This is a genomic window from Janthinobacterium agaricidamnosum (assembly GCF_003667705.1).
In the GTDB taxonomy this organism is placed as follows: domain Bacteria; phylum Pseudomonadota; class Gammaproteobacteria; order Burkholderiales; family Burkholderiaceae_D; genus Janthinobacterium.
The window spans coordinates 936937-949519 of sequence record NZ_CP033019.1 but is presented as its reverse complement, the minus strand read 5'-3'; the positions used below and the strand labels follow the sequence as shown (position 1 = coordinate 949519).

The window sequence follows — 12583 nt, the reverse complement described above, 5'->3', positions numbered from 1 at the left end:
CCGCTTGTGGCGGAAAGCCGGTAAAAAAAACTACAACTTGGCGCGCAGGCCAAAGTAAAACTGGCGGCCATTCGAATACAGGGCCGTCGGCTGGTCCTGGTTGGCGCCGTAATACTTGAGCACCGGATTGTTCAGGTTCAGCATATCGAAGGTCAGCGAATAGCGCTCGTCGATCTTGTAGTTGAGCGATGCGGCCAGGTTGCCCACGCCATGCACATACTGGGGCGAGCTGCTGAACAGGCCGGCCAGGAAGCTGGAGCGGTAGGTATAGGCCAGGCGCGCGCTCAGCCGCTCGTCCTCGTAATAGCCTTCCAGGTTGTAGGTGCCGCGCGAGCTGCCGACCACGGCGGCGCCATCGTCGGCCTTGCCATTCGTATAGGTGTAATTGCCCACCACGCCGAAACCGCCCCACAAGCCCTGCTGGTAACTGAGTTCCACACCCTTGTTCTTGGCGCCGATATTCGTCGGCGACTGGATCACATAGGTGTTGAATTTCTTGAAGGTATTATTGTAGTAGCTCACGGGCGCCGTACCAAACGTCACGTACGATTTCATGTCCATGTAGAAGGCCCCCACGGACAGCATGGCTTTCGGCGCGAAGTACCATTCCAGGGTGGCGTCGTAGTTGGTCGAGCGTATCGGTTTCAAATCCGGATTGCCGCCCGTTCCCGTCAGCAACTGGTCGTTCAGGTTGACGGCGCCCACCAGGGCGCTGTAGTCGGCGCGCGCCATGGTTTTCGCCACCGCCGCGCGGGCCACCAGGTCCTTGCTGAGGTCAAACTTGATGTTCGCGCTCGGCAGCACATCCGTGTAGCTGTGCTTGACGACGGTGGGCGTGTAGGTGCCAAAGATGTTTTCCTGGCCGATCGGGTTCTCGCCGCCCGGCACGTTCGTCACCGTCGTCTGCTGCGTGCGTACCACGCGTACGCCCACGTTGCCGCGCCACTTGTTGCCTGCCAGGTTGGCCATGATGTAGGCCGCGCTATCCTTTTCCTTCACGTCCAGTTCAGCCGGCCAGTTGCGCGAATTCGGGCCGCCCGTATTGTCATACTTGTTGGCCCACGCCACCAGGTCGGCCGGATCGAGCTGCCAGTAGCGTCCCTGCGCATTGCCGCCCAGGCCCTTGCCATAGTCGCCCGGGTAGGTGCCGCCATTCCATGTCGGCAAGGGCGCATTCGTCGTGCCGTCGCACACGGCGCAGCTGCGGTTTTCCGGCCATGACACATTGCGGTGGTGTTCCGCGTAGCGCGCGCCGAACTTCAGCGATTCCAGCACGCCATAATCCATGCTCAGCTCGCCATCGGCCTGGCCGTATTTTTCCGTGTCCAGGGTTTCCACATGCGAACCCCAGGCCGATGCCGTTACCGCATTCGATAACTTTGAAACATCGAGACCGGGGAAATTCAGCCTGGCCGGCGACAGGCCGTTCAGCTGGTACGACACGCCCACACCGGTCAAGCCCGCCTCATAGCCGAGGTCGACGGGTGTTTCGCCTATGCCGCGCGTGTAGCCGAGGCTGCCCGTGATGCGCAGGCGCTCGCTGGCGCGGTAGCTGCCGTTGAAGTCCACATACGCGGTCGACGAATTCGAGCCAGGGCGGTAGATTTGGTCCACCAGGGCCGGATACAGCTGACCGTTGTACGGCGTGGTGGCATTCGCGGCAGGAAATTGCGACGCGGGAAAATCGGCTGCCACCAGGGTGTTGTTCTTGACCGTAAACGCGCTGGGAATCACGCCCACATGCTTGCCGTCATTATCGACGGCATTCAGATTGGCGCCCGGCTGGTTATAAAAGCTGCGGTTGTAATTGGCCGCGTCCAGCTTGGAATAGAAGCCATTGACGTCCAGCATCAAATCAGACGTCGGCTTGAATTGCAGGTCGAGGCTGCCCCCCTGGCGCTTGCGTACCTGTTCGAACAGGGCCGAGTTGATGCCCAGCGGTGCCAGCACACCGGCCAGTTCCGGATGTTTCTGCGCGGCAGGGCTGTCGGCGTCGATGGCGCCATACCCGAAGAATTCCTGCCCGTCACGGCGTTCGTGGCGCTTCTCGGAAAACACCTGGAACAGCACTCCCATGGTCTTCGCTTCGTTCTTCCAGTTAAACAGGGCGTTCATCTGAGGGTCGGTCTTGCCCGGCAAGTCCGCATAGATGGCTTGCACGGCCAATTCCGCCGTGAACGGCTGCTTGAAACTGAGGGGCTTGCGCGTCTCGATATTGATGGAGCCGGCCACGCCGCCTTCCACCAGGTCCGCCTGCGCGCTCTTTTGCACGGTGACGCGGCTGACGATTTCCGACGGCAGCAAGGCAAAGCTGACGCTGCGCCCCACGGTGCCCACCTGGTCGGTGACGAACCAGTCGCCCGTACCCACGGCGTGGCCGTTGATCAGGGTTTGCGTCAGGCTGGGACTGGTGCCGCGGATGCTGACCCGGTCATTTTCCGAGAAGCCGCCCTCACCGCCGGCCGACGAGGAAATGTTGACGCCAGGCACACGCTGCACGGCGTCAGCCACGTTCTTGTCGGGCAACTTGCCGATGTCTTCCGCGCTGACGACGTCGATCACGGAATCGCTGTTGCGCTTCTGGCTCAGCGATTGCTCCAGCGAGGCGCGGATGCCGGTCACGACCACTTCCTGCATGGGGGCTTGCTGCGCCTGGGCAGCCATGCTCATGGACAGCAAGGCTGCGGCGGCGGCGATGGGATGTAATACGGGATGCAAACGGCTGTTCATAGACTCCTCGTTATGGATGCCCGCCGCGCTGGCGGGACGGTTTTATGGATGAGTACAGACGGCAAACGACGGGGTGCAGCAGAAAGCGACAAAGATCAGCGGGAGCGCCGAAAAAAAAGGCAAGCCCCTGAAACAGGAACTTGCCTTGAAAGACCGAGGAAGACCGGGCCTGACGCGGGTGCATCAGGCCGGATCGTCTTGCTTACAGCTTGCCGCGCAGGCCCAGATAGAAGGTACGGCCATTGCTGTAGAACGCGCGTGGCTGATCCTTGTTTTCGGCGTACATCTTGATGGTTTCGTTGGTCAGGTTAAGCGCATCGAACGTGATCGTGAAGTGCTCGTTGATCTTGTAGTTGAGCGAACCTGCCAGCGTGCTGCTGTCGTCGACGTGCTGGCTGGCGCCACGGTCCACGCCGGCCTTGTAGGCCGAGCGATAGTTGTAGGCCAGGCGCGCGCTAAAACCGTGTGCTTCGTAGAAAGCGGTCAGGTTATAGGTGTTTTTCGACGCGTTCAGCAATTCGCTGCCATCGTTCAGCTTGCCGTCGGCGTAGGTGTAGTTGGCCAGCACGCCGAAATCACCGAACACCGGTTGCTGATAGCTCAACTCGACGCCCTTGTTCTTGCCCTTGGTGTTGTAGGACTCGGTCACCTGGAACACCCTGTCAGCACCAACCTTGGTATTGAAATAGGTGGCGTTGACGTTACGTTGCGCCACGATCGAATTCAAATCCATGTAGAAGATGCCGGCCGAGACCGCCGATTTTGGCGCGAAATACCACTCGGCGCTGACTTCGGCATTGTTCGAACGCACAGGATTGAGGTTAATGTTGCCCTTGGTACCACTCAGGGAATCCTCATTCAGCGATACGGCGCCGCCCAACGCGCTATAGTCAGGGCGCGCAATGGTCTTGGCCAATGCCGCGCGCACAACGAGATCGTTGCGGACATCAAACTTGATGTTGGCGCTAGGCAGGAAGTCGTTATAGCTGCGATCATAAGTGTTTTGCGAGTAGGCGCCAAATGCGGAACCTGTGATCGGACCGCCGCTGGCATTCACCGTCGTGGACTGCTTGGTATGGACGGCGCGCACGCCGAAGTTACCGCTCCAGTTATCGCCGGTCAGATTGGCCATACCGTAGACTGCCTGGGTTTTTTCCTGCAGCTTGAATTCATCGCGCCAGTTGTGGCGAGCGACGCGGTCAGGATTGCGGTTGCCCGGAATCGCCGCCCATTTTGCCAGGGCATCGCCGTCATAGCGGAAATAGTTGGTAGGCAAATTGCCGCCCAGGTTGGAAGCGAAATTACCCGGATACTGCGTACCGTTCCAGATGGGGCCGGCACTGTCCAGACCTGTCGCGCCAGGACCCGTTTCAAATGGGTGCTCGGCGGTACGTTTATGGTCGGTGAAGCGTGCGCCAAACTTGATGGAATCCCAAATGCCGCTCGACAGGCGCAATTCGCCATCAATCTGGGTATACAGTTCCTTGTCGACCGACTGCGATTCCCCGCCACCGATCCACGCCGTACCCAATGGCGCCGTGGTCGTGCCGCCCGGATAGGAAACGGTAGCCGGACTCATGCCATTGAGCGCATAGTTCATACCGCCATCGACCTTGTTTTGGTAGTACACATCATCACGGTCGTAGCCCACGCCATGGGTCTTGCCCAGCTTGCCGGTGAAGGTCAGGTCCTTGCTGGCGCGGTACTTGAAGTTGAAGTCCAGATAGTACGTTTCACCGCCTGCGTCCGGGCGATAAATATTGTCGACCTCACCGGCATTCTTCGTGAAGTTCGCCGCCACGAGCGTATTATTGCGCACCGTGTAGGACGTCGGCACCATCCCCGCATTGATCGAGCCACTCGGCGCGGCCAGGTGGTTGGTATTCGAATGCGGCGCCTTCAATTGCGAATAGAATCCATTCAAATCCAGCGTCAGATCCTTATTCGGCTTGAACTCGATGTCAAACGCACCACCCTCGCGGGTTTTCTTTTGCTGGAAGAAACTCGCGCCTATGAAGGTAGGGGCCAGTACGCCCACCAGCTCAGGATGCGCCTGCGCAGCAGCCTTGTCGGCCGAAATCGCCGTGTAACCGAGGATTTCCTGGCCATCACGACGCACTTCCGACTTTTGCGAGAAACCCTGCACCATGATCCCCAGCGTATTGTCGTCGTTTTTCCAGTTCACCATACCGGAGAATTGCGGCTGGGTTTTCTCCGACAGGTCATTGTAGTTGGCCTGAATCGAGCCTTCAGCCGTAAGCTTGTTCTTGAACTCCAGGGGGCGGCGCGTGATCACGTCGATCGCACCGGACACGCCACCTTCCACCAGATCAGCGGTGGCGCTCTTTTTCACCACTACCGAGCTCACCAGCTCGGATGGCAGCAAGGAAAAACTGCTGCTGCGGCCCACGTTGCCGCCGAATTGGTTCAGCACGAACCAGTCGCCGGTGCTGATGGCGTGGCCGTTGAACAGGGTTTGCTGCAAGCTGGGGCTGGTGCCGCGCAGGCTGACGCGATCGTTTTCGCCGAAGCCGCCTTCGCCACCGGCAGACGATTGGGTATTCACACCTGGCAGGCGCTGGATCGCGTCAGCCACGTTACGGTCAGGCATCTTGCCGATATCTTCGGCCGTCACCACTTCCACCACGGAATCCGCATTACGTTTTTGCTTCAGCGATTTTTCCAGCGAGGCACGCACGCCGGTCACCGTCACCACGGTGGCCACGTCGTCGGCCGGCGCTTCCTGCGCCTGCGCCGATAAGGCCAGACCGGCGACCATCACGGCAACGGCCGCAGCGATCGGCGTACGGCTACGCGAACCGGATTTCACGACGGCAGCTGCAGGTGTCAAATTGCGTTTCATGTACTCCCCCTTGATTTAGGCTCCAGGATTGGAACCTTTTCATTTTTAACGTAGGTCTTCTTTCCAGCCCGCCTACTACTGCGGCATGCTGCAGACCCTTCGGCACAACCACTTACAAAACCAATTCAACGCCAATATACTACTATCCAATACCAGAACACTACCAGTTGCAACTTTTTTTTTATAACGTTGTTTGAATCACACAGACCACTTCAGCGAAATCAATTTGTAGCCCGTATGAGCGGGGTAAATACCCGCGAGGGCAGGCATAAATTGCCGCCCTGATAATTCAAATTGGTTTTATAACGGTCTTTTTTGGTATTATCCAGCGACATAAAACAGATACAGAGCGCGTCTGCAACGCGCCGTAACGGAGACCTTCAGCGTATGACAACCCTGGCTCACATCATGCAAGGCCTGGGGCAGACGAGTAGCCTGCCCCTGTACCAGCAACTGCAGCGCGCGCTGCGCGAAGCGATCGACAAGCGCATCCTCGGCCCCGACGAAGCCCTGCCGGCCGAGCGCCAGCTGGCCAGCGACCTGGCCGTGTCGCGCATCACCGTGCGCAAGGCCATCGATGGCCTCGTCAACGAAGGCTTGCTGGTGCGGCGCCCCGGCTCAGGCAATTTCATCAATACGCGCATCGAAAAAAACTTCGCCAAACTGACCTCGTTTTCCGAGGACATGCGGGCGCGCGGACGCACGCCGCGAAGTGTGTGGCTCAAGCGCGCAGAGGGCACCGTGACGCCGGAAGAGGCCTTGCGCCTGCGGCTGTCGCCGGGCGCGCCCGTGTACCGCTTCCACCGCATCCGCTATGCGGACGAAATACCGATGTGCCTGGAATACGCGACCATCGTCGCCAGTTGCCTGCCGGCGCTCGACGCCGTCGACGTGTCGATGTACGACGCGCTGGAACAGGCGGGCAACCGGCCCGTGCGCGCCCTGCAGCGCCTCAGCGCGCTGTTGCTGACGGGCGAGCAGGCCAGCCTGCTGCAGGCGGAGGAAGGCGACGCGGGCTTGTCGGTGGAAAGGCTGGGCTTTTTGCGCGATGGCCGCGCCGTGGAATTTTGCCGCTCCTACTTCCGCGGCGATATGTATGACTTCGTGGCTGAATTAAGTACCAATTAATACCAATCGCCGCATTTCACGAATACCAGATAACCATTTATTGCAGTGCAATATATATGCCGCCATCATGCCTATTATATGCACGGCCATGGCGAATGAATCGGCGGCGATTATGTGACCTGCGTACGGAGAATATAAAAAGGGCTGCGCAATGCGTTTTTGCGCATTGCAGCAAAATCTGACTTTTCCCATCAGGAAGAAGGCATGGCGCGGCGTCCCGTACACAGCAGCATCACGCCCAGTGTCACGCAGAGCCAGCCGAACAGCGGCCCCAGCCATCCAGCCCAGGTGGCGACGGACGGGTGCGCCGGCAGCGGCACCAGCAAGGTGCTGCCCGGCATGGCGCTGCTGGCCCGTTCCGCCAGCACGCGGCCATACGCGTCGCTGACCGTCAGTACCCCCTCGCGCGCCGCGCGCAGCACGGCATAACCGTTTTCCACGCCGCGCACCACCGTCATGCGCGCGCCCATCCAGCCGTCCAGCTGAAAATCCCAGGCCGGCACCAGCATCGCCTGCGCCCCGGCCGCGCCATACGCCTGCCCCAGGGGCGCGAAATGCATGTCCTTGCAGATGGCCAGGCCCATGGCCAGACCCGCCACCGGCTGCACGGCATACGCGCTGCCGGCAAGAAAATCGCGCTCGGGCGGCGCCAGGTGATGTTTTTGATAGCTGACGGGCGCGGCGCCATCGGGCGCGAACAGCCAGGCCAGGTTGCGCCGGCCGGCAGCGTCTTGCACGCCGATGCCCAGGGTAATCCACGCACCCGTGCCGCGCGCCAGCGCCTGGAAACGCTGCCGCACGGCATCCGCCTGCGCGGGCGCCAGCACCGCTATCTTTTCCGGCAACAGCACCAGCCTGGCGCCCTGCCCGGCCAGCTGTTCGATGTGGCGCACGTACTGGTCCCAGACGGCTTGCGCGCGTGCCGGCGGCGTGGCCGGGCCGATGAAGTCGTCGATGGCCACCAGTCCCGCCAGTGGCCCGCTTGCTGCCGGTGCGCCCTGCACGCGCCAGGCGCCACCGGCGAACGTGGCCGCCAGCAGCAGCAACGTCGCCCCCGCCGCTGGTGCATACGCACGTCCGCCGGCCAGCAGCAAGGCCAGCGCGGACGGCGCCAGGCACAGCAGAAACAGCAGGCCAGGCACGCCGGCCAGGGCTGCTACCTGCAATATGGCAACATTGTCCGCTTGCGAATACGCAAGGCTGCCCCAGTTACCATCGGGCAGCAAGGCCGCCATCAGGGTATCGATAGCCACCCACAGCACGGGGTACCCCAGCACCGTCCACGACGCCCGGTAACGCAGCACGAGGCGCCGCGTGGCCAGCACTACCAGCAGCCACAGCAGTGCCTTGACGGTGATCACGGCCAGGACGGCCGGCAAGGGCATGAGCAGGCGAAAATAACTGAAGTTGGATGACAGACCCAGCACGGCCGCCAGGAAGGTCATCCAGGCCGCGTCGCGGCGCGACGAGCGCAGGGCCAGCCACAGCACGGGCAGCGGCGCGCACCAGGCCAGCGGGCCCAGCGGCTGTGGCCCAAGCACCCAGTACAGGGGCAGGCCCGCCGCCAGCGCGGCGGCGGTTTGCGACAGGCGACGGCGCAGCGCGGTGGTGCCGGCGAACAGGGCCGGCGCAGACAAGGTATCGGGCATGCTCATGCTTTCAGGGGAAGCCAGATTTCCACGCCACCGACGCCGCTGGCGGGATCGAATTGCCGGTCGTAGCGCTCAAAATCGGGCGCGTCGGCCACTTCCAGCCCCGACTGCGGCAGCCACTCGTTCCACACCGTATGCCAGGTGCCGCGGATGGTGGAAATGTGGCCGCGGTGATGAAACACGGCGTAGCGCTGCGGCGCGATGCGCAGCCGCGCCCAGCCGTCGGGAGCCTGGGAAAAGTCGGCCACCGGCATGGCGCACAGGTAGTCGAAATTGCCCGCGTCGTCATTGTTGCAGCACACGCCATACACGAGCTGGCCGGGCGCCACATGGGGCAGGAAGCGCTGCCACAGGGCGGGGATGCCGGCAGACGATTCCGCGCAATACCGCTCAACGAGGCCCGCCACCAGCAAGGCGGGCCCTTGCTCGAAACGGGGCGGCGCCAAAGGCACGCCCGGCGCCACATCCATTTTGATCGCTCCCACCAGCGCCAGGTTGGCGACGTGGCGCTGGGCCCGCACCATTTCCGGCGTGACGTGGAACTGGTCGCGGAAGGCTCGCGTAAAGGCTTCATGGGAACCGTAGCCGGCCTCCAGGGCGACGGCAAGGATGTCTTGCGCGCCCTGGGCCAGCGCGCGCGCCGCCTCGCTGAGCCGGCGCGCCCGCACATAGCGCATCACGGAGTGGCCCGTGGCCAGGCCGAACGCGCGCGTCAGATGGCAGGGCGAGGCGCCGCCCACGTGGGCGATATCGCCGAGCGAGAGATCGTCCGCATAATGCGATTCGATATACCAGAGTGCCTTGGCCAGATAGTGCATGAACGCTTCCCGTTGAACGAGCAGCGACTGTAGCATTTTCAGCAAGCCGTGGCTTGACCGGAATTGCGCAATACGCGCTTACTTTCTGGTGCGCTTTTCGTGGACCAGCTGGCCGCTGCTGATGCGCGCCAGCTCGGCCATTTCCTGGGCCAGGAAGGCCAGCAAGTCGTCGATGCTGACGACGCCGGAAAGCGCGCCCAGGCTGTTGACCACGGGCAGGCGGCGGATGCCGTTGACGCGCATGCGTTCGATGATGTCGTAGACGTCTTCGTCTTCGCTGGCGGTGAGCAGCTGCGCGCTCATGATGTCGCCCACCAGCAGGCTGGCGGGGTCGAGACCGAGGGCGATGACGGAAATGACGATATCGCGGTCGGTGAGGATGCCGATGGGGACGCGCTCGCCGTTCGGCTGTTCGGCCACGATCAGGTCGCCCACGTGGTGCTGGCGCATCAGCAGCGCGGCGTCTTGCACGCTGGTGTCACGCTGGCAATGGATGGTATGCAGGGTACAGATGTCGCCGATGCGCATGTCGCCGCTCCGTTTGAGGCAGAGTGTCCACGCTACGCCAGCCCGCCGTGGCGGGTTTGAGGCAAATCAATTGAAACGGTCTTACTTTTCTTCTGGGGGCGGCAAGAAGCAGGCTTCGACGATCTGCAGGTCGTTATCCTTGGCAAATTCGCGCACGAAGTGAAACGCCATCGGCTCGATCTCGCGCAGCTTGGTGTTGACCACCACCGACTTGACGCCATTGACGACGGTCGGGCGCACGTAGGGCGAATACTGGAGGTGCGCATTGCGCCCGCCGCCGTCGGGATTGAAACAGGACATCACTCCGCAAAGGCGCTCGGCCCAATCGCTGGGTCGGAATTGCTTGCCATTGCTGGTGAGACCAAGGATGAAGAACTCGTCTGAGAGTTCCCCTGTTTTTTGAGATAACTCGGCCATGTGGCTTGTCGGGACTGGATTGCGTGAATGGCCCCGGCGGGTAAGCCGGGCTGGTAGTCAACTACGTTTGCTGCGGTAAGCCAGTATTATATCTTATAGAAGACTTGGGTTCTACCTCCATCTGCCCTGGCGATGCAAACAGGGGCCGGCACGCCTTGCGCGCCAGCCCCTATTTTAACCTTGTTCCACGCGCAAGGCGCATGGATGGCGCATGTGCGCCCGCGTCAGCCGAGGAAAACGGCGCCCGACATCAACAGCAGCAACAGCATCCACAGCAGCAAGGCGCGCCAGACGAGGCCCACCGTGCTCTGCAAGGCGCGCGCGCCCGGCTCTTCGCCCGGCAGGATATCGCTTTCGCTGTCGCTGTCGTCGACGGCCATGTCGGGCGTGACGAGCACGCGCGCGGCCGTTTCCGCTGGCGTGCCCAGGCGTACGCCCATGGCGCCGCCGCCGGCCGTCAGGATGATGCCGATGGACTCGTCCTGCCAGCGCTGGGCGAAATTGCGCCAGGCGTAGATGGCGTCCTCGAAATTGCCGACCACGGCAAACGCCACGGCCGTCAGGCGCACGGGGATCCAGTCGATCCAGTAAAAGGCGCGCGCGGCGAACTGGCCGAACGCTTCATTGCGCATGTGCTCGGGCTCGTTCCAGGCGCGCGCCAGGTATTCGGCCACGCGGTACATCACGGCGCAGGCAGGACCCAGCGGCATGAGGAACCAGAAGAACACGCCAAACACATTGCGGTGCGTGGTGATCAGGGCTTTTTCCACGGCGATGCGGGCGATCTCGCTCGCTTCCATGCCCACCGTGTCGAGCTTGGTCCAGTCGGCCAGCAAGGTGCGCGCGGTCGCTTCGTCGCCGGCGCTCAGGGCCAGCTGGATCGAGGTGAAGTAATGGCTGTAATGACGGAAGCCCAGGGTCAGGTAGACGATGAGAACGTTCCAGGCAAAGGCCAGCAGGGTCAGCTGGTAGTGGAGCAAGATCCAGTACACGCCCGCCGTCGGCACCATCAGCGCGCCGATCATGAGGAACCAGCCCATGCGGCCGTGGCTGGCGTGGCCGGCATTGAACCAGGTCTCCATGCGCATCGCCAGGCTCTTGATTTCGGCGTAGATCGGATTGTCCGCGCGCAAAGGTTTGAGCTGCTCGATCAGCAATGCGCAAAGTATGGAGAGAAATGTCATCAAACGTCCTTTTGTCTTTTTCAGCAATACCGCAATGCCCGCTACGATAGCGCAGTGCCGTGCTGGAATCAAACTTATTACGTGCGCGGCGCCATTTTACGCGCGCAGCAGGTGAAACAGATTGCGCAGCATGCCGGCCGTGGCGCCCCAAATGTAGAAGCGCTCGTACGGCATGGCGTAGAACGAGCGCCGTCCGCCCGGCAATTCCACCGACAGGCGCTGATGGTTGATGCCATCCATGAGGAAGGCCAGCGGCACTTCGAAGATTTCCGCCACCTCGGACGGGTCGGCGCGCAGTTCGAACGGCGGCGTTACCAGGCCCACCACGGGCGTGACCTGGTAGCCGGTGCCCGTCAGGTAGTCGGGCAGGCAGCCCAGCACTTCGATGTGCTCGCGCGCCAGGCCCACTTCTTCTTCCGTTTCGCGCAAGGCCGTGGCCACGGGCGAGCCATCGAACGGCTCGCTGCGACCGCCGGGAAAACTGACCTGGCCCGCATGGCTGCTCAGGTGGTCCGTGCGCATGGTCAGCAAAATGGTCAAGCCCTGCGGCCGCTGCACCAGGGGAATGAGGACGGCGGCGCGCACGGGCACGGCGCGGGCGGAGAGGAAATCCTGGGTGATCTCGGGCTGCCAGTCAGGCTGTTCGGCCAGGCGCTGGCGCAGCCAGTCCGGCGTCAGGCGCACGGCGTCCAGCGCCGCCTCGCCGGCGATCGAATCGATGGCGAGTTGTTTTGGATCAAATGCGATGGTGGCCATGGCAGCTTGTCCCATTAGCAATTCAGAATAAAAAAAGGGGCACCAATACGGTACCCCTTTTCCCAACGCAGACGCTGATATTACGCGCTTGCTTTCGCCACAACGCGGCGGTTTGGCAATTTTTCTTTGATACGCGCCGATTTACCCGAACGCTCACGCAGATAGTACAGCTTGGCGCGGCGAACATCACCACGGCGTTTCACTTCGATCGAAGCGATCAGCGGCGAGTACAGTTGGAACGTACGCTCAACGCCTTCGCCGGACGAGATCTTGCGAACGATGAAGTTCGAGTTCAGGCCACGGTTACGACGGGAGATAACGACGCCTTCGTAAGCCTGGGCGCGCTTGCGCGTGCCTTCGACTACGTTGACGCTGACGATAACGGTATCGCCTGGTGCGAATTCAGGAATGGTTTTACCCAGACGAGCAATTTCTTCCTGCTCTAATTGTTGAATTAAGTCCATTTTTATAACTCCGAAAACCATCATGCCGGCGCACTGTGGATAG

At 61.7% G+C, this 12583-nt stretch carries 10 protein-coding genes; 1 reads left to right on the top strand and 9 read right to left on the bottom strand.

All coding sequences use genetic code 11. The annotated features are described in order from the left end of the window. Positions 1-30: 30 nt before the first annotated feature. Positions 31-2730, bottom strand: a complete 2700-nt coding sequence (locus D9M09_RS04215) for a TonB-dependent receptor (protein ID WP_162995569.1) — start codon at positions 2728-2730, stop codon at positions 31-33. 202 nt (positions 2731-2932) lie between these two features. Next, the gene (locus D9M09_RS04210; protein WP_070221846.1) at positions 2933-5593 is read right to left on the bottom strand and encodes a TonB-dependent receptor; all 2661 of its coding nucleotides are present in this window, start codon (positions 5591-5593) and stop codon (positions 2933-2935) included. A 387-nt stretch (positions 5594-5980) separates the two neighbouring features. Between D9M09_RS04210 and D9M09_RS04205 the strand changes: the two genes are divergently transcribed. Continuing rightward, complete coding sequence (locus D9M09_RS04205; RefSeq protein ID WP_070221847.1) at positions 5981-6721, top strand: GntR family transcriptional regulator; 741 nt, start codon at positions 5981-5983, stop codon at positions 6719-6721. A 191-nt stretch (positions 6722-6912) separates the two neighbouring features. Here the strand turns inward: D9M09_RS04205 and D9M09_RS04200 are convergent, their stop codons facing one another. From D9M09_RS04200 to rplS, 7 genes are all read right to left on the bottom strand, one after another. Continuing rightward, positions 6913-8376 (bottom strand): carbon-nitrogen hydrolase family protein, encoded by a 1464-nt coding sequence (locus tag D9M09_RS04200; protein ID WP_162995568.1) that lies wholly within the window; start codon positions 8374-8376, stop codon positions 6913-6915. Then, on the bottom strand, positions 8373-9191 hold the full coding sequence (locus D9M09_RS04195; RefSeq protein WP_121670961.1) for an AraC family transcriptional regulator: 819 nt from the start codon (positions 9189-9191) through the stop codon (positions 8373-8375). The genes D9M09_RS04200 and D9M09_RS04195 overlap by 4 nt, the downstream gene beginning before the upstream one ends. 78 nt (positions 9192-9269) lie before the next feature. After that, positions 9270-9719: a CBS domain-containing protein gene (locus D9M09_RS04190; RefSeq protein WP_070221849.1), complete on the bottom strand. Its 450-nt coding sequence runs from the start codon at positions 9717-9719 to the stop codon at positions 9270-9272. Positions 9720-9800: 81 nt separating this feature from the next. Then, positions 9801-10136 (bottom strand): DUF3579 domain-containing protein, encoded by a 336-nt coding sequence (locus D9M09_RS04185; RefSeq protein ID WP_070221850.1) that lies wholly within the window; start codon positions 10134-10136, stop codon positions 9801-9803. Positions 10137-10360: 224 nt separating this feature from the next. Then, positions 10361-11320 (bottom strand): CobD/CbiB family protein, encoded by a 960-nt coding sequence (locus D9M09_RS04180; RefSeq protein ID WP_070221851.1) that lies wholly within the window; start codon positions 11318-11320, stop codon positions 10361-10363. 96 nt (positions 11321-11416) lie between these two features. After that, on the bottom strand, positions 11417-12076 hold the full coding sequence (locus D9M09_RS04175) for a CoA pyrophosphatase (protein ID WP_070313791.1): 660 nt from the start codon (positions 12074-12076) through the stop codon (positions 11417-11419). A gap of 80 nt (positions 12077-12156) precedes the next feature. Next, positions 12157-12540, bottom strand: a complete 384-nt coding sequence (rplS, locus tag D9M09_RS04170) for a 50S ribosomal protein L19 (RefSeq protein WP_010395528.1) — start codon at positions 12538-12540, stop codon at positions 12157-12159. Positions 12541-12583: the final 43 nt, after the last annotated feature.